The following is a 22,092-nucleotide window of genomic DNA, read 5'->3' as shown; positions in this document are numbered from 1 at the left end:
GTGTACACGCTAGTCATGTCAATTCCGAATGATACCTCATTTTGAGGGAGTTGGAGGTGACAAATAAAAAGAAAGTTTGCCCAGCGTTCACATCCTCTTGTTGTATCTAATTAGGCAAGAAAACCTTAAATTGTACTGACAAACACTTGACGGTGGAAACTATGTGAGAGATAATGAGTGTGGTCAAAAACCAAGAGCCGGACGGGCACAACGCTGGCCCGACCGATCCTGGCAGTGTAACCGTGAGCAATAGGGCTCGTACGACGATGAGAGAAGAAATGGTAGCTATCAGGGAAATTCCCGAGATCAGGATGTATGAACCGCAGCGGATTGCGCAAGCTTTGGAATCACGCAAGCCGGGCGAGTTGAAGAAAGGCGACAAGCTCATGATCATCGCCTGTGACCACCCTGCGCGCGGCGCACTGGGCGCAGGAAACGATGACATAGCGATGGCCAGCCGCATCGACGTGCTCGAACGCTGCGTGGAAGCTCTGAGCAGGCCCGGTGTCAACGGCTTCCTGGGCACAGCCGACATGATCGAAGATCTCGCATTGGTGGGCGCCCTCGAGGGAAAACTTGTCTACGGATCGATGAACCGCGTGGGCCTGCGCGGCTCGAAGTTCGAAATGGACGACCAATTCAACTGTTACGATCCGGACGGCATCGAAAAGGCCAGGCTGGACGGTGGCAAGACGCTGACGCGTATCTGCCTGGAAGACTCCGCCACGGCCAACACCCTCAAGGCAACATCCGACGCAGTCAACGCAATGTCGGACAGGGGGCTGGTCACCATGATCGAACCCTTCATGTCGAACTGGGTGGACGGCTCCATCGTCAACGACCTGACCCCTGACGCCGTCATCAAGTCGATGGCAATTGCCTCAGGCCTGGGTCGCACATCCGCCTATACTTGGTTGAAGTTGCCATGTGTCGATGACATGGAGCGCGTCATGGAAGCCGCGACACTACCGTCGCTGATCCTGGGCGGCGAGGTGTCCAAGGATGCTGACGCGACACTGGAGAAGTGGCACGTCGCCCTGCAACAGCCGAACGTCTTTGGCCTGGTCATCGGGCGTTCCCTTCTGTTCCCGACCGATGGCGATGTCACCAAAGCTGTCGACAATACTGTGGAGTTACTGTGAACGACAACGAAAAATACGTCATCAAGGCCGGAAGCACGGCCGAAGGCAAGTTCCAGACCTCGATTTCCGCTGAACGAGCCGGCTGGAAATGGTGCTCGCTGCGCGTCGTCGCGCTCAAAGCAGGCCAGTCCCAGAAAGTCGACACCGAGGGCGAAGAGCTGCTGGTTCTTCCCTTCGAAGGCTCAGCAACCGTTGAGGTTGACGGCGAACACTACGAGCTGGCCGGCCGCGAATCCATATGGACCGGCGTCACCGACTACATCTACATCCCGCGCGGCAAGGAATTCACGCTCACCGCAACGACCGACGGCCGCTTTGCATTGCCGGCAACCAAGGCGACTAAAGATCTGCCTGTGCGGTACTGCCCGGTTGACGACGTCAACAGTGGCATTCGTGGTTCCGGGAACTGGACTCGACAGGTGAACAACTACGCCCTCGGCAATGAAGTGGAAACGTCGCACCTGCTGGTCACCGAAGTGCTGACCCCTGGCGGCAACTGGTCCTCCTACCCGCCTCACAAGCACGATGAGCACACAGACTCCGAACGCGTCCTTGAAGAGATTTACTACTTCGAAATTCGCGAGGGTGGCCTGACGGGCAGCGACCAGAAGACCGAGGGATTTGGCCTGCAGCGAGTCTACGATTCGCCGGGACACCCAATCGATGTGTGCACCGAAGTGCGCTCCGGTGACACCGTCATCGTGCCTCACGGCTACCACGGTCCGTCGGCAGCTGCGCCCGGATACGACATGTACTATCTCAACGTGATGGGCGGCCCGGCTGAAGACTCAGTGTGGCTCATGACAGATGACCCGGTCCACACGTGGATGCGACAGGAATGGGAAGGGCTCGACATCGACGAACGAGTCCCGTTCTTCCCGATTAAAGAATCAGAGGTGAAGTAATGGCCAACGAAGAAAAAGTACGCCTCACAGTTGGACAGGCAATCGTCCGCTTCCTGGTGAACCAGTACGTCGAGCATGACGGGGAAGAGCACCGCTTTGTCTCCGGTGCATTCGGCATTTTCGGTCACGGCAACGTCCTCGGCATCGGACAGGCTTTGTTGCAAAACGAGCTGAACCCCGAACCCGATGGCGGATCCCTGCCCTACATCATGCCGCGCAACGAGCAGGGCATGGTCAACGCGGCCGCCGCCTACGCCAAGGCAACCAACCGTCAGCGTATCTTCGCATGCACGTCCTCGATCGGGCCCGGCGCACTGAATATGGTCACAGGTGCCGCACTGGCCACGACGAACCGTCTGCCGGTTCTGCTGTTCCCCAGCGACATTTTCGCCACCCGCTACCCGGACCCTGTGTTGCAGCAGGTTGAGAACGCGCAGACACTGGACACCTCGGTCAACGATGCATTCCGCCCGGTCAGCGCGTTCTTCGATCGCATTAACCGCCCCGAGCAGCTGATCCCGTCACTCATGCAGGCCTTCCGCGCACTGACCGACCCGGCCGATACGGGCGCAGTGACGCTGGCGCTGCCGCAGGACGTGCAGGCCGAGGCGTATGACTTCCCGGTCACGGCTTTCCGCAAGCGCGTATGGCACATCCGCCGCGCTCCGCTCGACCAGGCGTCGCTGGACCGCGCAGTTGAAGCTATCAAGGCTTCAAAGAAGCCGCTGGTTGTAGCCGGCGGCGGTGTGAAGTATTCCGAGGCATCCCAGGCCCTGCGCGACTTTGCGACCGCAACCGGGATCCCGGTCTCCGACACTCAGGCAGGCAAGGGCGCGATCAACTTCGATCACCCGCAGGCCGTTGGCGGCGTGGGGTCAACGGGCTGTGACAGCGCGAACCACTTTGCTGACGAAGCTGACCTGATCATCGGTGTAGGCACGCGCTACTCCGACTTCACGACTGCCTCGCACACCCAGTTCAAGAACCCGGATGTCTCATTCGTTAACATCAACGTCAAGCCTTTCGATGCAGTGAAGAATGCTGGAGAAATGCTGGTGGCCGACGCGCGAGAGGCACTTGTCGCGCTGACCGGCGCGCTTGATGGCTGGCATGTTGACGATGAGTACTCGCACAGGATCGCTGATGAGAAGGCAGCGTGGGAGAAGACCACGAAGGAGCTCTACCACCTTGACCATCAGCCACTGCCGTCCCAGCTGGAGGTCTTCGGCGCACTGAACGAGATGATGGGTGACAACGACATCGTCATCAACGCTGCCGGATCTATGCCCGGCGACCTGCAGGCGCTGTGGCAGGCGAAGAACCCGACGCAGTATCACGTGGAGTACGCCTTCTCGACCATGGGATATGAAATCCCGGCCGGCCTGGGCGTCAAGCTGGCTCATCCTGATTCCGAGGTTGTCGCAATCGTCGGTGACGGTACCTATCAGATGCTGCCGATGGAACTGGCGACCGTCGTTCAGGAGCGCGTGAAAGTCATCTATGTCCTGTTGCAGAACCACGGCTTCGCCTCGATCGGCGCGCTGTCAGAGTCGCACGGTTCCCAGAGGTTCGGTACCCGCTACACGATGGGTGCAGGCAATGCGCACAACGAACCGGGTGAATACCTGCCGGTCGATATCGCCAAGAATGCCGAATCGTGGGGCTTGGACGTACTGCGCGTGTCAACGATGGACGAGTTCCGCGATTCCTACCGCAAGGCCGAAGCATCGGACAAGGCGACGATGATCCACATCGAGACGGATCTGTACGGACCGAATCCGCCGAGCTCAAGTTGGTGGGATGTTGCAGTGGCCGAGGTCTCGCGTATCGATTCGACCACCAAGGCCCGCAAGGAATACGAAGAGAAGAAATCCGCACAGCGCCTCTACCTGTGACGATGACGAGCCCGCGATAAGCCGTCTGCGTGCAGGTGCCTTGTCGCATCATATCTGCAGAGGCAGAAAAGACGCGGCAGCAGGGGTGTCCCTGCTGCCGCGTTTATGCGTGGCGCGACCAGATCAGATCTGGTCAGCCGCTTTCAGGATCTGGCGGATGACCACGACCGGTGTCAGGATCGAGGTGGCCAGACCGGTTGGGGCGGTCAGTGCCAGGGCAGTACATGGGCTGATGCGTCACGATTTGGGGAATGTTCGGACAAATAGATGTGTCAATCGTGGGTCGGCTGAGTGCGTATGAGGCAGTAGGACCTGGCGTCGACAAGCCCGAGTCGGCGGCCACGCTGAGAGTGGACGTGCGAAGCAATGGGATGATGCAGTCGTGAAGCGGCGGCGTTAAGTCACTGCTCTGACAGGGCAGTGGCACACCTAAATGTAGTGACAAATATTCGGCGTTGTCGTACACTGAAAGAGTACAAGCTGAATAGCTCGACGAAGTGAGGAGAAAGGTCATGGCAGTTCACGACGTTCTAACCGTTGGCCGCAGTGGCGTGGATGTGTACCCCCTTCAGGTGAACACGCCCCTCGACCAAGTAACGACGTTCCAAAAGTTCCTCGGCGGATCGCCGATGAATGTCGCGGTGGCAGCGGCAAGACTGGGTGAGGATGCGGCAATCCTGACAGGTGTGGGCGACGATCCATTCGGAAAGTACGTTCGCGACGAAATGCGTCGCCTGGGTGTCAGCGATGAATTCGTCATCACCGATCCGAACCTGAACACACCGGTGACGTTCTGCGAGCTTGTTCCCGACGCGCCGTTCTTTTTCTACCGTGAGCCGTCGGCTCCTGACCTGCAGATCAAGACGTCTGATCTGCCGGAAGAAACCGTGAAGAACTGCAAGGTCTTCTGGTTCAGCGGCACCGGCCTGTCAGAGGACCCCTCCTACACCACCCACATTGACGCCCTGAAGATGCGCGGCCACAAGCCATACACGATTTTCGATATGGACTGGCGGCCCATCTTCTGGGACGACATTGAACTCGCCAGGCAGCGCTACGCCGAGTGTCTCGAATACACCGACGTGGCAGTGGGTAACCGCACCGAATGTGAAATTGCAGTAGGGGAGAAGGACCCCGAGCGTGCTGCAGATGCGCTCCTAGAACGCGGCGTTAAGATCGCCATCGTCAAGCAGGGGCGTGACGGTGCACTGGCTAAGACGGCCGACGAGCGCTTGGTTGTGCCTGAACTACCGTGCGTGCCCATGAACGGCGCAGGTGCTGGTGACGCATTCGGCGGCTCGCTGGTGCACGGTCTGCTGCAGGGCTGGGATCTGGAGAAGATCATTCAGGGCTGCAACGGTGCCGGCGCGATCGTGGCATCTCGTCTGGAATGCTCCACAGCAATGCCGACTGAGGAAGAGATCTGGAAGGCAGTCAACGCCGGAACATGTGATGTTCTGACCGAAGACAACTGACTCATCTCAGTGGCCTGAGAGGGTGGGCTAGTAGCCCGATTAGTTCGGCTCTCGCCCACCTTTTCATGTGGCCTTAGAACGGCGGCGTGGCGGCCCCTCGTCTGGCAGACTGTTTGTGCGTGCAATAATCTTTACACGTATGACAAATGCCGATAGGGTCGGTGCGTGCTCCATTGAAATTATCGTCCTGGCACTGACATTCCTCACGCTTGAAGCGGTCAAACGAAGCAACATGCGTGGAATCTACGGCGCATTGAGAAGTTTCACGACGGTGTTCGCAAACTCTGGCGGACCTGTCATCTCAATGTATTTTCTGGCTCCAGTCGCCATTGTCAGCGCCACTGTTGGAAAACTGCTCGCCAACTGATCAACCAAGCTGTTTTCAACGCGATTGTTATTGTCCTAACTATTGTGTCCGCGGCTTGTCTGCTTGTGTAAAGAATCGTGCGAAAGCCCAAGTCCGAGTCGCTGTAATGCTGGGAATATATCGCATCAGGGTTTTAATGTCAGAACAAGCCGTGCTACGATTGGCAGTCAGGCGCACAACGGGATAGCCAACGCCGGTTGTCCGTGACAATAAGAGAGGTCTTATCATGGTCAATATTGGTCTCATCGGTGCAGGTCGCATTGCACACGTGCACGCCAACACCATTGCCGCCAATCCCAACGCACAGCTGGTGGCGATTGCTGACCCATATCAGCCAGCAGCGCAGGAACTGGGTGGGCGATTCGGCGCAACGGTTCTGTCCGACGCGAAGGACCTGTTTGCCCTCGACAACCTTGACGCAGTCGTCATCTGCTCCCCAACACCGCAGCACCCACAGCACATCATTGCCGCCGCCACAGCCGGCCTGCCCGCATTGTGCGAAAAGCCGATCGCCCTGGATTACGAGGCAGCCAAGCAGCTCGAGAAGGACCTCGAAGGCCTCAACCCGACCATCATGCTCGGCTTCAACCGTCGCTTCGACCCGTCCTTCGCCGCGATCAAAGCCCTCGTCGATCGGGGTGAGATCGGCCAGGTCGAGCAGGTGACCATCACCTCGCGCGACCCCGAAGCTCCCAGCCCGCAGTACGTGGCCACCTCAGGCGGCATCTTCAAAGACATGACGATCCACGACTTCGACATGGCGCGCTTCTTCCTCGGCGACATTGTCGAGGTATTCGCCTACGGCCAGAACTTCGACCCGGAGATCAAGAAAGCCAACGACTTCGACGCAACAATGATCCTGCTGCGCAACGCTGACGGCGTTGCCGCCACCATCATCAACTCGCGCCACTGCGCCCCCGGCTACGACCAGCGCCTGGAAGTCTTCGGTGCCGACGGCGTGCTGAACGCCGACAACGTGCGCGCCACAACCGTTGAACTGTCCACATCGAACTTCTCCGCATCGAAGGAGCCGTACCTCAACTTCTTCCTGGAGCGCTACGCCCAGGCATACAGCAACGAGCTCAACACATTCCTCGACGCGATTGCACACGGCCAGACACCGACCCCGAACGTCACCGATGGGATCAAGGCTCTTCAAATCGCTGAAGCCGCTCAGGAATCGGCTCTGACCGGCGCATCCATTACGTTGTCCTGAATCACCCGCACATCCACACGACACGAAAGATTGACACGATGAAGATTGCAGGAGCCCCGATCAGCTGGGGTGTATGTGAAGTTCCAGGCTGGGGATACCAGATGAACCCGCAGCGCGTCCTGACGGAAATGAAGCAGATCGGCCTGACCGCCACAGAATTTGGCCCCCAGGGATGGCTGCCGCTCGAAGCTGAAGCCCGCGCCGCGCAGGTCGCCACGTATGAACTCGACGTCGTCGGCTCATTCTTCCTGTCCATCATGCACGACCCTGAAATCGACCCGATTCCTGCCGTCCAGAAAGAACTCGATGCATTCGAGGTCGCAGGCGGCAAATACCTGATCCTCGCCGCAGACTCCGGCGTTGAAGGATACGACGAGCGTCCTGTCCTGGACGAAAAAGGCTGGGAAACACTGTTCACCAACCTCGACCGCATCTCAGCCGCATGCGCCGAGCGCAATGTGATCGCCTGCCTGCACCCGCACTGGGGCACCATGGTGCAAAACGTTGACGAAGTGGAGCGCGTCCTGGACAACTCGAAGGTTGGCCTGTGCCTGGATACCGGCCACCTCGCCTGCGGTGGTGCAGACGTTGTCGAACTGGTCAACAAGTACGCCGACCGCGTCGACATCGTCCACGCCAAGGACATCCACAAGGACATGACCGACAAGCTTCTGCCCGGCGAACTCAAGTGGGGCGAGGGCGTCAGGGCCGGTATGTTCGCACCCATTGGCGAGGGCGACATTGATTTCGCTGCGATCGTCAACAAGCTCAATGAAGCTGGATTTGACGGTTACTACGTCCTGGAGCAGGACATCATGATCGACGAGGAACCACCGGCAAACGGCGGTCCTGTCGTTGACGTCAAGAAGTCTCTGGAAGTGCTCAAGGCTCTCGACAAGTAAGACGGGTCTATTGACGAGGCGTCTCGCTGTCTGGCGAGGCGCCTCGTGTGCGTCTAACGCGCCGACATCGTGCCTGTCGTTTCCCTTTCGATCAGAGACGGCGAGACGACCACATGATGTGGCGCTCCGTCCGGATCCTCCATCCGCTCCAGCAAAATCGACGCCGCGCGCGTTCCCATTTCCTCCACGGGCTGCGAAATCAAAGTCACCTGAGGTGACACCATTGTCGTCCAGTCAGCATCATCGGTGCCGATCAGTGACACATCCTCGGGCATGCGTCGCCCACTTTCCTGCACCGCCCGATACACACCCATCGACAGCACGGCGTTCGCCGCGTAGATAGCGGTCGGCGGGTGGGCTCGAGCCAAAGCGGACGCGGTCGCCTGGCGAGCTCCTTCGGCGTGAATATTCGTTTCCACCAGCTGCAAACCATGACGATCGCGATGCGCCTCCGTCCATGCGGCCTGGAAACCCAGATAGCGGTCAAACGTGGTGGAAGCTGCAGACGGACCAAACAAGCACAGAACACGCTGATGCCCGCGTTCAATCAGATGATTCGCAGCCAACCGGCCGACAAGAACGTTATTCAAGAGCACCGAGTCACCCTCGTACGATCCGACACGCCGGTCAACGACGACGGTGGCAATGCGGGCCCGGGTCAGCAGCTCAACGTTCTCATCAGCTTCCGACGCCGCGGTCAGGATCACTCCGCACATGCGCTGTGAAATGGCATTGGCAATAAAGCGGCGCTCGCGGTCCAGATCTTCACCCGTATTACACAACACGATCGACAGGCCGTTGGCGGTGGCGATCTGCTCAATGGAGGCGACCAGTCGCGAAAAGTACGGGTTCTGAATATCCGACACGATGACAGCCCACACATCCGAGCGCTGGCGGCGCAGGGCGCGACCTGTTGAATCGGGGACATAATGCGTGCGCCTGACAGCTTCCATCACCCGTTCAGCGAGGTCAGGCTTAACGGTGCCTGCATTGCTCAACACGCGTGAGACGGTCGCCGTTGACACCCCTGCGGCGCGAGCGACATCGATCATGCGCACGCGTTGGGGAGCATCGATGGATTGATTTTTTCTTTTCATAGTGTCTTTTCCGCAAAATGCCAACCAGTGTTGCTGTCAAGTGTAATGACTGCGCCACTGCAGACCCGTCTTGACGTGGACTGTCAGCAATATTAGCCTAAAATGTAATCGATTGCATGAAAGGCCGACGATGACCACCCCACATCCATTCACAGCTCTGCCCCTCGGCGGGATCGGAACCGGCAACCTGGCGCTCGCTGCCGATGGATCGCTCAAACAATGGCAACTGCACAACATCGGAAATCACACGGGAACGCTACCCGGATCATTCTTTGCCCTACGCATCAGTCAGTGGGAGCCGCCTTTCAACGAACAGCGTGTCCTGATCGCCCAACCAGGTGAGCCGCACGAACCAACAGTCCTGATCAACGATGATGACGTACCGACTTGGCAGCGCGACCTGCTCGAGGAATTCTCACCGATGGCCAGTGCCTCCTTCGAAGGACACTATCCATTTGGCACCGTGACATTCGTCGACGACACACTGCCGGTGAAAGTCACGCTCGACGCATTCACCCCGCTCATCCCGCTGAACGAAGATGACTCCGCACTACCTGCCGCCCTTTTCACCTTCACCTTCACGAACACTGACCCCAAGACCGGGCTCAACGGCTGGCTCGGCGCAGGTCTGCAGAACGCCATCGGTCATGACGGCATGACCAACCCGGTAGGCGTCCACTCACCGCGATACGGCGGCAACGTCAACACCGTCCACCGCGCAGACGGTTGGACCGAACTCACCATGACCAACCCCTCCTTAAACGAATCCGCTCCGCGCGATCCCGGCGCAGGCACCATGAGCCTGAGCGTGTCAGGCACGCGCGTCAGCTCCCTTCCTCAGTGGACTGATCCGGCGCAGTTCATGGACTTCATGGCGACACGCCAGCCGGTGGGCCCCGACGAATGGAACGGTGTTCCAGATGACCTTCCTGACCCGCAGCCCAACGGCATCACAGTGCGTCCCATGCCCAGCCCGTCAGGATCAACATGGAACGGGGGAGTGGTCTCGCAGTTCTTCCTTGAACCGGGTGAAACCACCACAGTGCGCGTCGCGATCACATGGCACTTCCCGAACAGATACGTCAACTTCGTTCAATTTGGAGGCGTACAACCTACCTACGCTCCGGCCACACACTGGCTGGGAAACCGCTACACCACACGCTGGTCGGATGCCTCACAGGTCACCGCGTACGTACACGAAAACTGGGACCCCCTCGAACACCACTCACGCGCATGGGTGGATGCCATGACGAACTCTGACCTGGCCGACGAACCGGGCGGCGAAGTCGCAGATCGGATGCTCACACAGGCCGCAATTGTGCGCTCCCCGAGCTACTTCCAAAGTGCTGATGACCGCACATTCGCCTTCGAGGGAGTCCTGGGCGCATCCACGCCGATGTGGGCTGGATTCGTCGGCGGGTCATGTCCGCTCAATTGCACGCACGTGCACGCCTACGCGCAAGGCACAGCCAAGCTTTTCCCACGCATGGAACGCTCCATGCGCGAAACAGAGTTCACCATCACACAGGCACCCGAAGGATTCATCCCGCACCGAGTCCTGCTGCCACTGGAGACGCCACAGATCTGGGACAGAGAAATCGGAGGACCGGGCGATCCGGCGCTTGACGGAATGCTGTCAATCGTTCTGCGCACATACCGCGAAGCCCGCTACCAGGCTGGCGGCGCATGGCTGGAGCAGCACTGGCCGAACCTGGTGCGGCTGATGGACTATATCGAAGACACATGGGACCCCGACTCAACCGGACTGCTCCACGGCATCCAGCCCTCCACGCACGACATTGACCTGTGTGGCATCAACCCCTACATGGGGACATACTGGCTGGCAGCACTGCGCGCGATGGAAGAGATTTCCAAACTTCTGGGCGACGATGAGCGCGCCAGCCACTACCGAGAACGCTTCGAGGCATCCTCACGTGCCTACGATGAGGCGCTGTTCACCGGCGAGTACTACCGCCAGGTCCTCGAAGAAGGGGATCGCGACGACTTCCAGTGGAAGGACGGGTGTCTGTCTGACCAGCTCATCGGCCAATGGTGGGCGCACCAGCTTGACCTGGGATACCTGCTGCCACGCGACCACGTGGTGACGGCGCTGAAGAATGTTGTACGCCTGAACCTACGCACCGGTTTTGACGACTTCGAGCACCCCTACCGCTCATTCGCTACCGGCAAGGAAACGGGTCTGCTGATGTGCTCATGGCCGACCGGTGGGCGACCCGATGTGCCCACACGATACTGCGACGAAGTGTGGACGGGTATCGAATATCAGGTGGCGGCACACTGCCTGCACGAAGGGCTCACCGACGAAGGCTATGCGGTCCTGCACGGACTGTGGGCGCGTTACGACGGCACGACACGCAATCCGTACAACGAAATCGAATGCGGTGACCACTACACGCGCGCGCTGTCCGGTTGGAGCGTCTTCGATGAGCTCACAGGGATCACGTGGAACCAGTTCACCGGCGAACTGAGGATTGCCCGCGAGCCGCGCCGCAGCCTCGTCGTGATGACGGGCACCGGTTGGGGCACGCTGACGCGCGACGAGGGAGGCCTCACACTGACCTGCCTGTACGGCACCATCGATGCCACGACCGTGACCGTGGCAGATACCCTCGTGGCGCCGGAAGGAGTGAACATCTCAGCTGGAGAGAGCGCTAAACTGTCTGCAGCACAGGAAAGTTGATCGAAAGGCGCCCAGTGACATCTGCGAAGCGTGCAGGAATCCCGACCACCATCATTGTCGTGGGGTTGATGCTGTTCTCCATGTTCTTCGGAGCGGGAAACCTGGTCTTCCCTCCACAACTGGGACAGCAGGCTGGAACGAACTACTGGCCGGCGATCCTTGGTTTCCTGTCAACCGGTGTGGTTCTGCCGATGCTGGCGATTATTGCGGTGGCAGTGTCTGGCGCCGGGCTGGGAGATATTGCCAAGCGAACCGGCAAGGTTTTCGCGATGATCTTCCCGGCACTGATCTACCTGTCGATCGGCGCGTTCTACGCGATCCCGCGTACTGCGAACGTTGCGTACGAAATGGGGTTTGTCGGGCCAACCGGAATATCGGGCACAGTGGCGCTGCTCCTGTTCGTCGTGGCGTTCTTTGCTCTGAGCCTATGGCTGTCACTGCGCCGCGCCGGCATCGTCGACGCGCTGGGCAAGTATCTGACTCCTGCCCTTCTGACATTGATCGTCATCCTGGTGATCGTGGGATCCGCGCGCCTGAGCGCTGCTCCCAGTGCGCCGAGCGAGGAATACGCGTCCTCGCCTTTCACGTCCGGCATCCTGGAGGGCTACCTGACGATGGATTCGCTGGCTGCACTGGTCTTCGGGATTGTTGTCCTGCTGTCGCTGTACTCGCGTGGAGTACCCGCGGGGCGCCCCTCCGTCATCGCCTGCATGATGTCAGGTGTGGTCGGGGCAGTACTGCTGGGACTTGTCTACCTGGGGCTGGGGCATCTGGGTCGCTCCGTTGGCCAGCAATTCAACAACGGTGCAGAACTGCTTGCCTACGCTTCGCACGTCGCCCTCGGATCAGCAGGATCGTGGGTGTTTTCCGGAATCGTCCTTCTGGCATGTCTGACGACGGCGGTTGGCCTGATCACCTCGACCGCCTCCTATTTCGCGACCCTGATCCCTGCTGTTGACTACCGAGGGTGGAGCATCATCTTCACCATCATCGGCGCACTGATGGCGAACCTGGGCCTGACCGTCATCCTCGACATTGCGGCTCCTCTCAACGCGCTCCTCTACCCCGTAGCCGTTACGCTGATTTTCCTCACGCTGATCCAGGCCGCACTGCGTTTCCGCCTGGTGTGGGCCTATCGCCTGCCGGTTGCGCTCGCGGCGGTTTTCGCACTCAACGACCTTCTGCGTTCCTTCGACATTGAAATTGGTCGGGCGATCCCCGCCATCATGAAGCTGCCGCTGTATGGTCAAGGACTGTCATGGATCCTGCCAGTTGCCATCCTGGCTGCTATCTGCATCGTGATCGACAAAATCCGAGGACTGCCAATTCAGAGCCCCTCGGAGATTGCCCGCCGGTCAACACTGCTGCATGACCTGCCCGAAACGGGAACTACCGCGTAATCAATCCGGCGTACTCAAAAGCGCGCGCCAGACCATCCTCGTCAACGGGGGAGGTCACCCACGAGGCGATCGCCTTGACGTCTTCGCTTCCATTGCCCATCGCGATACTCGTGCCCACACCCGCCAGAAGCTCACGGTCATTGGGGGAGTCACCGATTCCTACAACGTCACTGATGCTGATTCCAAGGTGACCACACAGCACATGGGCGCCCGTCAGTTTGTGACACTGTGCTTTGAGGATTTCACCGACGCGCGCATCGGCCGTACCCACCGATCCACCGATGATGTCGAAACGCTCATCCAGCTGGCTGCTCATCGCCTCAAATATTCCGGCGCGAGGTGCCAGGAACGCACATTTCGAGGCCGAATCGGGTATCCCGGAGCGCAGGTACGGTTCGATCTGGCGCATATACGGCACCCAGTCGGGATCTTTGCCGGGGAAAACTGACAAATAGTCGGCAGACGGATGCATGGCCTCGGAACTTTGCCACACCCACAAACACTCATTGCGGCTCAGTACCTTGTTGACTGATTCAATGTCCGCACGGTCGATGCGTTCATCGCGGATCACCTGACCATCGACCTCAACGTAGGCACCTGATCCGCCGATTACTGCGGAAAAGCCCAGATCCCACAGCCACGGGTAGATTTCTGGAGTGGATCGGCCGGTGCACATGGCCAGAATATGTCCGGCCTCGCGTGCCTCGCGGCAGGCAGCTTGAGCAGATGGTGGCACGTCCTGCGTCCGTGTGAGCAGCGTGCCGTCAAGATCAATCAGAACGAGTCGAGCCACGGTACCTCCTTCGTATTAGGCAGTGTGTCATACCTGTGGAAGAATGGTCAGCTGAAATAAGGAGAAGCGATGGCGTATATCGGAACCGATGATTCCTCGGGCGACCCGGTCTTTCAGGAAGACTCGGACGTTGAAGTACGCACCTACCAGCGCGGTCGTATCCGCATGGTCTACGCCATGCGTGATAACCGCGTCGAGGAACATGCGCCGGATCCTTCCCGCCCTGTCTTCGTCATGATTCACGGCGTGGGGATGGGCAGGCGAGCACTGGCTGGACTGGCCAGGGAACTGGCACCTCACGGCACTGCCTATACGGTTGACTTGCCAGGCTTTGGTGATTCACCCACTCCGAAGCGCCCCCCGTCGATGGCTCAGTACGGCAAACTCGTTGCCGCTTTCATACGGGACAACAAGCTGCGTCACGTGATCGTGATTGGTCACTCGATGGGCACCCAGGTCGCAGTGGAGGTGGCGCAGCAACGGCCCGACCTGATCGATCAGCTGGTTCTGATTGCTCCGACCATCAACCCCGCCAGGCGGACCCTCCACCAACAGGCATGGGATCTGATTACTGACTTTGCCGACGATGGGCTGCACGTGATGGCAGTGGGTGTTGCGAATTATCTGCGTGCCGGCCCAGTCTGGTTCTTCCGAACGATTCGCGCCATGATGGATCACCGCGTTGAACGCATCTACCCGCAGGTGCCCACACCCACACTGGTCATGCGCGGAGAAGACGACCTGGTGTGTCCGCACGACTGGACGAAGCGTGTGGCACAGCTGCTGCCACACGGCACGTACGCGTCGATCGAGGATCACGGCCACGAAGCTGTGCTGCGAGATGCCGTTCCTGCCACTCAGATCATTCTCGATCACGTACTATGACCGATGTGGACATATCTCATCAGCCACTGCTGAGCGTCATCATCCCGGCGTATAACTCGCAAGATTATCTGCGCCGATGTGTGGAGTCCCTGATCGGCTATGCGCACCCCATCGAAATCCTCATCATCGACGATGGATCGAGTGACAAGACTCCCGAGCTTGCCGACAAACTGGCGCGCAGATTCCCTGAAATCCGCGCAGTCCACCAGGCTAACGCAGGGCATGGCGGCGCCCTCAACACCGGCATCCGCGAGGCCGCTGGCCGTTACCTGAAAGTCGTGGACTCTGACGACTGGCTCGACCGGCGCTCGCTGACACGCGTGTTGGATCAGATGGCCGCAGACCAGGACCGCGGCGACGACGTCGACATGTACGTGGCGAACTACGTCTACGAGAAACAAGGAAAATCTCATAAGCATGCGGTCCGCTTCCTCAACGTTCTTCCTGCTGATCGCATTATTGGGTGGGATGACATGCGTGCGTGCCGCTACGACCAGTACCTCATGATGCACACGCTCATTTTTCGCACCGAGCTGGTCAGACAATCCGGGATGATCCTGCCGGAGCATACCTTCTACGTGGACTACCTGTATTCCTACGTGCCCTTGCCGCATGTGCGAACGCTGCGCTACATCGATGCGAATCTGTACCGCTACTTCATTGGCCGCGATGACCAGTCAGTGAACGAAAAAGTCATGATTTCACGTATCGACCAGCTGCTGCGCGTCAACGCGGGGATGCTTGCCGGCACCCCTGACGAATCCACTGTCCCTGCACACCTGTATCGCTACATGATTCACTACCTGCGCATCAATTTCATCGTGTGCTCCCTGATGTTGTTGCTCTCTGGCACACCAGAACACGTCCAGGAGAAAGAACGCCTGTGGGCGGAAGCTGACCGAAACTACCCGCAGGTCACTCGGCAGGTCAGATCAGGTCTGCTCGGACGGCTGATCTCGCTGCCGGGAACGCCTGGACGCGTCATCCCGCTGTCGATCTACCGCATCGCCCGCGCCGTCCTCGGCTTTAATTAGAATGCGAAAAGAATCTGCCCGCCGGGCTCGGTGATCGTGACGTGCGGCGCGTCAGAATCATGCAGGTCGAGAAAAACGCAGATCGTGTGTCCATCCGCGCTGGAGCGGTACGACAGCTGCTCGTTGGTTACCTCGCACACCTGCGTGCGCGCATGGACAAGCCACGGATGCTGGCGACGCAGCGCAATGAGCGCCTGGTGGGTCTGGAACACTGATTCGCCCAGATTCGACAGGTGGTCGGGCAGATCAGGGAACGAGGGACGCACTTGATCGTCGCCGCCGAGCTCATCGGTTTTGATTCCGGTATAGCCCTGTTCGTCGCCATAGTAGATCGATGGGATCCCGCCGACAGTCATGACAATGGCGAGAGCTACGCCGACATGTGGGCTCCCGATCTGCGAGGCAATTCTCGTGACGTCGTGGTTGCCGATGAATGTCTGTGGGGTGAAGGAATCGAGGAAATGGTTGTGACGATCGAGGCACCACTGCAGCTCAAAGAAATTTCGATCCGAGATACTCGACCAGATTGCCTTCCACAGTTCGTATTGGGTCAGTGAATCAAAATGGCACTGCTCGATCATGTCGGTGTAGTCACCGTGGATTACTTCACCCATCAGCCACGCTTCAGGGAAACGCGCCCGAACGGGGTCGATGACGTCGCGCCAAAAATCGCTCGGCACAGAGTAGGCGGCATCCAGACGCCAGGCGTCGATGCCGCGTTCAAGCCAGTAGGTCATGACGTCGGTGGCGTATGTGCGCGCCTGTGCACCGGCGTGATTGAGCCGAACCAGCTCACCGTGACCTTCAAAGATGCGTGGAGTCGGACCTGCGGGGTCCTCCCAGTCAATGTCGAATAAGTCCGCGTGCTCACTGTCGGGGCCGGCAGCGAGAACCTCGCTGACCAGCGGGTGCCGAGAGCTGACGTGAGAAAAGACACCGTCACATGCCACGCGGATGCCGCGCTCGTGGCACGCGGCAATGAGGTGATCAAAGTCAGCTTCATCTCCCAGGCGCGGGTCAACTGCGAAGTGGTCAAGAATGTCGTAGCCATGTGATGTTGACTGGAAGATCGGGCCCAGAAGCAGGCCGTTGGCTCCCAGCTCGATCAGGTAGTCCAGCCAGTTTTCCAGCATGGTGATCCGGTGCGCCGACGCGTCGGCCCCGAACGGAGGACGAATGGGGGCGCCGCACATTCCCAGCGGGTAGACGTGCCACCACACCATGTGATCAATCCATGACATGACTTTCGCTTTCCTGGTCGTGGTCATAATGTAGACGCGTGGGACAAGTCATCGAGGGCATCGCAGTCATCGCAGTCATTATGGCTGTTGGATGGATCGCGCGCGCAACGAAAATCCTCAAGACCGATGCTACTGGACACATCACTGACCTGGTGTATTGGATCGCCGCGCCCGCACTCCTGTTCTCCACGATCGCATCAGCTGACCTCGATGTTGTCATCGGCCGTCCCCTCGTCGTGGCAGCAGCAAGCGGTGTTGTCACCGCCAGCGTGTTCGCTCTGATCGCTCGCCTGACGATGCGGCCGACGATTGGCGATCTGACGGTCGGCGCAATGTCGTCCTCGTTGAACAACGCGGCCTACGTCGGCATCCCGATCGCAATCTACGTACTGGGGTCAGCAGTACACGGCGTGCCGATCATGGTGTTTCAGCTGGGCTTCTTCACCCCGATGTTCTTCGTCCTCATCGACCTGTGTACGCCGGGTATCACGCTGTCGATTGTGACCATCGTACGCTCCGTGGTGACCAACCCGATGGTGATCGCGGCGTTCCTCGGATTCCTGTGCGCAGCGGTGAGCCTGGATGTGCCGCCACTGATCGCCAACGCGACCGAGATGATCGGGCAGTCCGCGCCGGCGCTGGTCTTGATTAGTTTTGGCGCTTCCTTGGTGGGGCAGCGCCTGACTGTGCGATCCCAGGACGGGCACATGGTGATACTCGCCAGCTGCTTCAAACTCATGGTTCAGCCGGCGTGCGCGTTCGGAGCAGGACTGCTGCTGGGCATGGACGGGCACGCGCTGTTGGCAGTCACGGTGATGGGCGCGATGCCCACCGCGCAAAATGCCTTCATCGCCTCAGCGCGGGCAGGCGTCGGCAATCACATCGCGCAGGGCACTGTGCTGATTACCACGATCATGTCACTGCCGGTGACCGTGCTGATCGCCTGGCTCTTCCACCTTGCGGCTCTGGTTTAGACAGATCACGACAGCGCGGCAGCGACCGCCAGACGCAGCGTCGTCTCAAACTGTGTTTCACGTTCCTGCGCCGTCATATCCGACGACGAGTCAAGCAGGTGATCCGAACACGTCAACACGGTCAGTGCCTCTCGGCCGCACTCTGCCGCCACGCCATACATCGCGGCAGCTTCCATATCCACGCCCAACACACCATAGTCCGCCAGGCGTTGTGTCTGACCGTCGGGCGCGAAGTAGAAGTGGTCACGCGAAATAATCGTTCCCACGTGAACAGTGTCGTCTTCGGTTGCGGCCTCGACGGCGGCTCGCGCCAGGTTGAACGAGGCGACCGCACTGAAATTGACACCGGGAATGCGCAGCTGATTCATTGCGGAATCCGTGTGTGCACCGATCGCGACGATCGTGTCGCCCACATGAACTTTCGGTGAGATTCCGCCGCACGTGCCGACGCGGATCACGCGCTGAACGTCGAAGAACTTCATCAGTTCGGTGACGTAGATCGTTGCGGAAGGCTGACCCATTCCCGATCCCATCACCGACAGTGGCTGACCGTCGACAGTGCCGGTGAAGCCCAGCATGCCGCGCACATCAGTGACCAGTCGCGGTGAGTCCAAAATTGTTTCAGCAATACGCTGGGCACGCTTCGGGTCACCCGGCATCAGGACTGCGGGGGCGAAATCACCTGGCTCAGCTGCAATGTGTGGGGTCGACATGGGCCTTCCTTCGTTCTCGTGTGGCGCGAGACCATCCGATATGCGGATACTTCTTCACCGCGCGCTGACAATACTCTAGCGTGAGCTTCATCCCGTAAGTGATGGAGTGACGAAAATGAGCTCACAACAAACCAAACCGCGTCGCGAAACGTGGTCCGGTCAAACAGCGTTCCTTATCTCAGCCATTGGTTCAGCTATCGGCCTGGGGAACATCTGGCGTTTTCCAGGCGTGGCCTACGCCAACGGTGGTGGCGCATTCCTGGTGCCGTACCTCGTCTCACTCGTCTGCGTCGGTATCCCGATCCTCTTCCTTGACTACGCGATCGGTCATAAACTGCGTGGCTCACCGCCGTGGGCGCTGCGCCGCATGACAGCCGGCGGAGAATTCCTCGGCTGGTTCCAGGTCGGCGTCTGCTTCGTCATCTTCATTTACTACGCAGCGGTGGTTGCCTGGGCGGCCAGCTATGCGTGGCACTCCATCACCCTGGCATGGGGAGATGACTCGCAGACCTTCTTCCTCGAAACGTTCCTCCAACTCGACGGATCAGATTCAGTGTCATGGACACCCGTCCTGTCAGTGTTGGTCCCCCTGGCCGTGATCTGGCTGTTCGTCCTGTTCATCGTGGGACGCGGACTGACCAAGGGCGTGGAACTGGCGAACCGTATTTTCCTGCCGTTACTGGTCATCCTGTTCGTGGTGATGGTGGTGCGCGCACTGTTCCTGCCTGGCGCCATGGAAGGACTTAACGCTTTCTTCACCCCGCAATGGGATCAGCTGACGAATCCGCATGTGTGGCTGGCAGCGTTTGCACAGATTTTCTACTCGCTGTCAGTGGGCTTCGGCATCATGGCGACCTACGCCTCCTATCTCAAGCCCAAGTCAAACCTGACCGGAACCGGCCTTGTTGCAGGTTTTGCCAACTCATCCTTCGAGCTGCTCGCCGGCATCGGCGTATTCGCCGCCCTCGGCTTCATGGCACATGCTCAACACGTTGGCGTGAACGAACTGGAAGGCCTTACCGGCCCGATCCTGTCGTTCGTGACCTTCCCGCAGATTATTTCGATGATGCCGGGCGGCCCCATCTTCGGCGTCCTGTTCTTCACGTCCCTGACGCTGGCAGGAATCACCTCGCTGCTGTCACTGTTGCAGGTTGTTTCCGGCTCCATCCAGGACAAGTTCGGAGTCACCCCGCGTAAGGCTGCGATGATTATGGGCGTGCCTGCGATGGTGCTGTCGCTGGGACTGTTCGGTGTGCGCTCGGGACTGAATGTCCTCGACGTCATCGACACCTTCGTCAACAACATCGGCGTGGTCGCCTCTGCCATGGCGCTGTGCCTGCTTTCCGCGTTCGCCGGTCCGCGCCTGAAGGGACTGCGTCTGCACCTCAACTCGGTCTCATCGATCCGAGTTCCCGCTTTCTGGGACCTCGTCGTGGGTGTGATCAGCCCGATCGTCTTGGGCTTCATGCTTATCAGCGCACTCATCGACTATGTGATGCACGGATATGACGGGCATGCTACCTCCTTTGTCGGCATGTTCGGTTGGGGAATGCTGCTGGCAATCATCGTCTTCGCCGTTATCATGACGGTGACCAAGTGGCATCACTCCCTCGACTCGCGCGCGAAAGGACTGGAACAATGACAGCGAGCGCACTCATCTTGATGGTCATCTCGATCCTGCTCGTGTGGGGAGGTCTCGTCGCCTCGACCGTCGCACTCAAGACCCTCAAGCAGCCTGACGTTGACGACACCATTGAGGAGCCTGTCGAGTGAAACTGGCAGCTTTCGATCTGGACGATACGTTAGCCCCCTCGAAGTCGTCGCTCCCGCCCCTGATGGACGAGCGCCTGTGCGCGCTCCTCGACGTTGCCGACGTGTGCATCATCTCCGGAGGACACATCGGCCAATTCCGCACACAGGTCCTGGCGCACCTGCACGCTGACGACGCGCAGCTTGAGCGCCTGCACCTGATGCCAACGTGTGGAACCCGCTACTTCAGGTATCGCGACCAGCAGTGGCACCAGATCTACGCGATGGATCTGAGCGCAGACGAGCGCCAGCGGGCCATCGAGTCCCTGACTCGGCACGCACACGACCTGGGAATTTGGGAAAGCCACACCTGGGGAGACATTATTGAAGATCGAGGATCACAGATCACCTTCTCTGCCCTGGGGCAGGAAGCGCCCCTGGAGGCCAAGCGCGCATGGGACCCGGACGGAACGAAGAAAGTTGCACTGGCTGAGCGGGTCGCCCGCGACGTTCCTGAGCTGTCGGTACGCGGTGGCGGGTCCACATCTGTCGATATCACCCGGCAGGGCGTTGACAAGGCGTTCGGCATGCGCCACCTGGTCGAGGCAACACGTATTGCAGTCAGCGACATAGTGTTTGTCGGGGACAGGCTTGACGAGGGTGGCAACGACTACCCGGTGAAAGCCGCAGGATTCACGACGATCCCAGTGTCAGGATGGGAGCAGTGTGCTGAGGTGATCGCGCAGCTAATTGAGTGCGCGAGTCGCCCAGAAGAACACTGCTGACGCAGCAGCCACATTCAGCGAATCCACACCGCCGGCCATCGGGATACGCACCGTCAGATCTGTCTGCTCAATGGTGCGGCGCGACAATCCGTCGCCCTCAGTACCGAAGAGCAATGCCACCTTCTTGTCCGGAGGGTTCGCCACGAACTCATCGAGACTCAGTGAGTCATCACTGAGTGCGCAGGCGACCGTGCAGTAGCCCGCCTCGCGCAGCACGTCAACGGCTGGCCAGGTATCCAGCCGAGTCCACGGCACCTGAAAGACCGTGCCCATGGAGACACGGACGGAGCGCCGATACAGCGGATCACAGCAGCGAGGTGTGACGATGACAGCGTCAACACCCAGAGCAGCTGCAGAACGGAAGATTGCACCGACATTCGTGTGATCAACCAGGTCTTCCAGCACAGCGATCCGGCGCGAACGTGCCAAGAGGTCCGACACGTCCGGCAGCTCGGGACGCTGCATAGCGGCAAGAGCCCCGCGATGCAGGTGAAATCCGGTGATGTGTTCGAGCACCTCTTCGGAGGCGATATACACGGGCACGTCACCACCGTCAACACTTCCTGTCGAGGATGCCAGCAGATGCTCCATCTGCTCGAGCCAGCGCGGCGCCATGAGGAATGAGCGCGGGTGATGCCTCGTCTCAAGTGCCCGCATGATCACATTGTGTGATTCCGCCATGTACAGTCCGCGTTCCACTTCCATGCTTGAACGCAGCTTGACGTCCGTCATGCACGTGTAGTCAGCAAGCGCACCGTCCGGTACGGCTGCTTCCACGTCTTCCAGGCTCTGACATGCGGTTAAATCGATGATCACAC

The 22,092-nt window shown here is 59.4% G+C and carries 20 protein-coding genes; 15 read left to right on the top strand and 5 right to left on the bottom strand.

The window, feature by feature from the left end; genetic code table 11:
* Nucleotides 1-278 precede the first annotated feature (278 nt).
* The 7 genes from QP093_RS01780 (at nucleotide 279) to QP093_RS01750 (ending at nucleotide 7,902) form a co-directional block, all read left to right on the top strand.
* Nucleotides 279-1,142 carry a Cgl0159 family (beta/alpha)8-fold protein gene (locus QP093_RS01780; RefSeq protein ID WP_285014309.1) on the top strand — a complete coding sequence of 288 codons (864 nt, stop codon included), beginning with the start codon at nucleotides 279-281 and terminating at the stop codon, nucleotides 1,140-1,142.
* Nucleotides 1,139-2,047, top strand: a complete 909-nt coding sequence (gene iolB, locus QP093_RS01775) for a 5-deoxy-glucuronate isomerase (RefSeq protein WP_285014308.1) — start codon at nucleotides 1,139-1,141, stop codon at nucleotides 2,045-2,047. Before QP093_RS01780 ends, iolB begins: the two co-directional genes overlap by 4 nt.
* Complete coding sequence (iolD, locus tag QP093_RS01770; RefSeq protein WP_285014307.1) at nucleotides 2,047-3,942, top strand: 3D-(3,5/4)-trihydroxycyclohexane-1,2-dione acylhydrolase (decyclizing); 1,896 nt, start codon at nucleotides 2,047-2,049, stop codon at nucleotides 3,940-3,942. Before iolB ends, iolD begins: the two co-directional genes overlap by 1 nt.
* Before the next feature lie 512 nt (nucleotides 3,943-4,454).
* A complete protein-coding gene (gene iolC, locus QP093_RS01765; RefSeq protein WP_285014306.1) occupies nucleotides 4,455-5,417 on the top strand; it encodes a 5-dehydro-2-deoxygluconokinase in 963 nt (320 codons plus the stop codon).
* 139 nt (nucleotides 5,418-5,556) lie between these two features.
* Nucleotides 5,557-5,784 carry a hypothetical protein gene (locus tag QP093_RS01760; RefSeq protein WP_285014305.1) on the top strand — a complete coding sequence of 76 codons (228 nt, stop codon included), beginning with the start codon at nucleotides 5,557-5,559 and terminating at the stop codon, nucleotides 5,782-5,784.
* Nucleotides 5,785-6,010: 226 nt separating this feature from the next.
* On the top strand, nucleotides 6,011-7,000 hold the full coding sequence (iolG, locus tag QP093_RS01755; RefSeq protein ID WP_285014304.1) for an inositol 2-dehydrogenase: 990 nt from the start codon (nucleotides 6,011-6,013) through the stop codon (nucleotides 6,998-7,000).
* A gap of 38 nt (nucleotides 7,001-7,038) precedes the next feature.
* Entirely contained in the window at nucleotides 7,039-7,902 is an 864-nt protein-coding gene (locus QP093_RS01750; RefSeq protein ID WP_285014303.1) for a sugar phosphate isomerase/epimerase family protein, read from the top strand.
* Between the two features lie 53 nt (nucleotides 7,903-7,955).
* Here the strand turns inward: QP093_RS01750 and QP093_RS01745 are convergent, their stop codons facing one another.
* Complete coding sequence (locus QP093_RS01745; protein ID WP_285014301.1) at nucleotides 7,956-8,999, bottom strand: LacI family DNA-binding transcriptional regulator; 1,044 nt, start codon at nucleotides 8,997-8,999, stop codon at nucleotides 7,956-7,958.
* Nucleotides 9,000-9,129: 130 nt separating this feature from the next.
* On the opposite strand from QP093_RS01745, the gene QP093_RS01740 reads away from it, so the two are divergent.
* Together QP093_RS01740 and brnQ are read left to right on the top strand one after the other, a co-directional pair.
* Entirely contained in the window at nucleotides 9,130-11,700 is a 2,571-nt protein-coding gene (locus QP093_RS01740; RefSeq protein WP_285014299.1) for a GH116 family glycosyl hydrolase, read from the top strand.
* 14 nt (nucleotides 11,701-11,714) lie between these two features.
* Nucleotides 11,715-13,100 carry a branched-chain amino acid transport system II carrier protein gene (gene brnQ / locus QP093_RS01735; protein WP_285014296.1) on the top strand — a complete coding sequence of 462 codons (1,386 nt, stop codon included), beginning with the start codon at nucleotides 11,715-11,717 and terminating at the stop codon, nucleotides 13,098-13,100.
* Here the strand turns inward: brnQ and QP093_RS01730 are convergent.
* The gene (locus QP093_RS01730) at nucleotides 13,090-13,893 is read right to left on the bottom strand and encodes a Cof-type HAD-IIB family hydrolase (RefSeq protein ID WP_058236540.1); all 804 of its coding nucleotides are present in this window, start codon (nucleotides 13,891-13,893) and stop codon (nucleotides 13,090-13,092) included. The genes brnQ and QP093_RS01730 overlap by 11 nt on opposite strands.
* Before the next feature lie 69 nt (nucleotides 13,894-13,962).
* Between QP093_RS01730 and QP093_RS01725 the strand changes: the two genes are divergently transcribed.
* Both QP093_RS01725 and QP093_RS01720 read left to right on the top strand, forming a co-directional pair.
* Complete coding sequence (locus tag QP093_RS01725) at nucleotides 13,963-14,778, top strand: alpha/beta fold hydrolase (protein WP_058236541.1); 816 nt, start codon at nucleotides 13,963-13,965, stop codon at nucleotides 14,776-14,778.
* A 5-nt stretch (nucleotides 14,779-14,783) separates the two neighbouring features.
* A complete protein-coding gene (locus QP093_RS01720) occupies nucleotides 14,784-15,812 on the top strand; it encodes a glycosyltransferase family 2 protein (protein ID WP_285014294.1) in 1,029 nt (342 codons plus the stop codon).
* On the opposite strand, the gene QP093_RS01715 is transcribed toward QP093_RS01720, so the two are convergent.
* A complete protein-coding gene (locus tag QP093_RS01715; RefSeq protein WP_092648497.1) occupies nucleotides 15,809-17,053 on the bottom strand; it encodes an alpha-amylase family protein in 1,245 nt (414 codons plus the stop codon). The two genes, QP093_RS01720 and QP093_RS01715, sit on opposite strands and share 4 nt — an antisense overlap.
* Nucleotides 17,054-17,091: 38 nt before the next feature.
* Between QP093_RS01715 and QP093_RS01710 the strand changes: the two genes are divergently transcribed.
* Nucleotides 17,092-18,027, top strand: coding sequence for an AEC family transporter (locus tag QP093_RS01710; protein ID WP_285014292.1), 936 nt, complete (start codon nucleotides 17,092-17,094; stop codon nucleotides 18,025-18,027).
* 5 nt (nucleotides 18,028-18,032) lie between these two features.
* Here QP093_RS01710 and deoD read toward each other — a convergent pair whose 3' ends face one another.
* On the bottom strand, nucleotides 18,033-18,740 hold the full coding sequence (gene deoD / locus QP093_RS01705) for a purine-nucleoside phosphorylase (protein ID WP_070726542.1): 708 nt from the start codon (nucleotides 18,738-18,740) through the stop codon (nucleotides 18,033-18,035).
* A 115-nt stretch (nucleotides 18,741-18,855) separates the two neighbouring features.
* Between deoD and QP093_RS01700 the strand changes: the two genes are divergently transcribed.
* Genes QP093_RS01700 through QP093_RS01690 form a run of 3 tightly spaced genes read left to right on the top strand, consistent with a single transcriptional unit; the run spans nucleotide 18,856 to nucleotide 21,274 of the window.
* Nucleotides 18,856-20,382 carry a sodium-dependent transporter gene (locus QP093_RS01700; protein WP_285014289.1) on the top strand — a complete coding sequence of 509 codons (1,527 nt, stop codon included), beginning with the start codon at nucleotides 18,856-18,858 and terminating at the stop codon, nucleotides 20,380-20,382.
* A complete protein-coding gene (locus QP093_RS01695) occupies nucleotides 20,379-20,513 on the top strand; it encodes a methionine/alanine import family NSS transporter small subunit (protein ID WP_092648501.1) in 135 nt (44 codons plus the stop codon). The genes QP093_RS01700 and QP093_RS01695 overlap by 4 nt, the downstream gene beginning before the upstream one ends.
* Nucleotides 20,510-21,274, top strand: a complete 765-nt coding sequence (locus QP093_RS01690; RefSeq protein ID WP_285014287.1) for an HAD-IIB family hydrolase — start codon at nucleotides 20,510-20,512, stop codon at nucleotides 21,272-21,274. Before QP093_RS01695 ends, QP093_RS01690 begins: the two co-directional genes overlap by 4 nt.
* Here QP093_RS01690 and QP093_RS01685 read toward each other — a convergent pair.
* The gene (locus tag QP093_RS01685; protein WP_502929361.1) at nucleotides 21,236-22,090 is read right to left on the bottom strand and encodes a TrmH family RNA methyltransferase; all 855 of its coding nucleotides are present in this window, start codon (nucleotides 22,088-22,090) and stop codon (nucleotides 21,236-21,238) included. The two genes, QP093_RS01690 and QP093_RS01685, sit on opposite strands and share 39 nt — an antisense overlap.
* Nucleotides 22,091-22,092 lie beyond the last annotated feature (2 nt).

It is taken from the genome of Pauljensenia sp. UMB10120 (genome assembly GCF_030212035.1).
GTDB lineage: Bacteria > Actinomycetota > Actinomycetes > Actinomycetales > Actinomycetaceae > Pauljensenia > Pauljensenia radingae_A.
The sequence above is the reverse complement of the archived record's forward strand: the minus strand, read 5'-3'. Positions and strand labels throughout refer to the sequence as shown.

Excerpts from the sequence above, each read along its gene's own strand:
- iolG (WP_285014304.1), top strand. The coding sequence starts at position 6,011 with ATGGTCAATATTGGTCTCATCGGTGCAGGTCGCATTGCACACGTGCAC.
- QP093_RS01700 (WP_285014289.1), top strand. The coding sequence starts at position 18,856 with ATGAGCTCACAACAAACCAAACCGCGTCGCGAAACGTGGTCCGGTCAA.
- QP093_RS01745 (WP_285014301.1), bottom strand. The coding sequence starts at position 8,999 with ATGAAAAGAAAAAATCAATCCATCGATGCTCCCCAACGCGTGCGCATG.
- QP093_RS01740 (WP_285014299.1), top strand. The coding sequence starts at position 9,130 with ATGACCACCCCACATCCATTCACAGCTCTGCCCCTCGGCGGGATCGGA.
- deoD (WP_070726542.1), bottom strand. The coding sequence starts at position 18,740 with ATGTCGACCCCACACATTGCAGCTGAGCCAGGTGATTTCGCCCCCGCA.
- QP093_RS01695 (WP_092648501.1), top strand. The coding sequence starts at position 20,379 with ATGACAGCGAGCGCACTCATCTTGATGGTCATCTCGATCCTGCTCGTG.
- QP093_RS01780 (WP_285014309.1), top strand. The coding sequence starts at position 279 with ATGGTAGCTATCAGGGAAATTCCCGAGATCAGGATGTATGAACCGCAG.
- QP093_RS01715 (WP_092648497.1), bottom strand. The coding sequence starts at position 17,053 with ATGTCATGGATTGATCACATGGTGTGGTGGCACGTCTACCCGCTGGGA.
- QP093_RS01760 (WP_285014305.1), top strand. The coding sequence starts at position 5,557 with ATGACAAATGCCGATAGGGTCGGTGCGTGCTCCATTGAAATTATCGTC.
- iolC (WP_285014306.1), top strand. The coding sequence starts at position 4,455 with ATGGCAGTTCACGACGTTCTAACCGTTGGCCGCAGTGGCGTGGATGTG.
- QP093_RS01750 (WP_285014303.1), top strand. The coding sequence starts at position 7,039 with ATGAAGATTGCAGGAGCCCCGATCAGCTGGGGTGTATGTGAAGTTCCA.
- iolD (WP_285014307.1), top strand. The coding sequence starts at position 2,047 with ATGGCCAACGAAGAAAAAGTACGCCTCACAGTTGGACAGGCAATCGTC.
- QP093_RS01725 (WP_058236541.1), top strand. The coding sequence starts at position 13,963 with ATGGCGTATATCGGAACCGATGATTCCTCGGGCGACCCGGTCTTTCAG.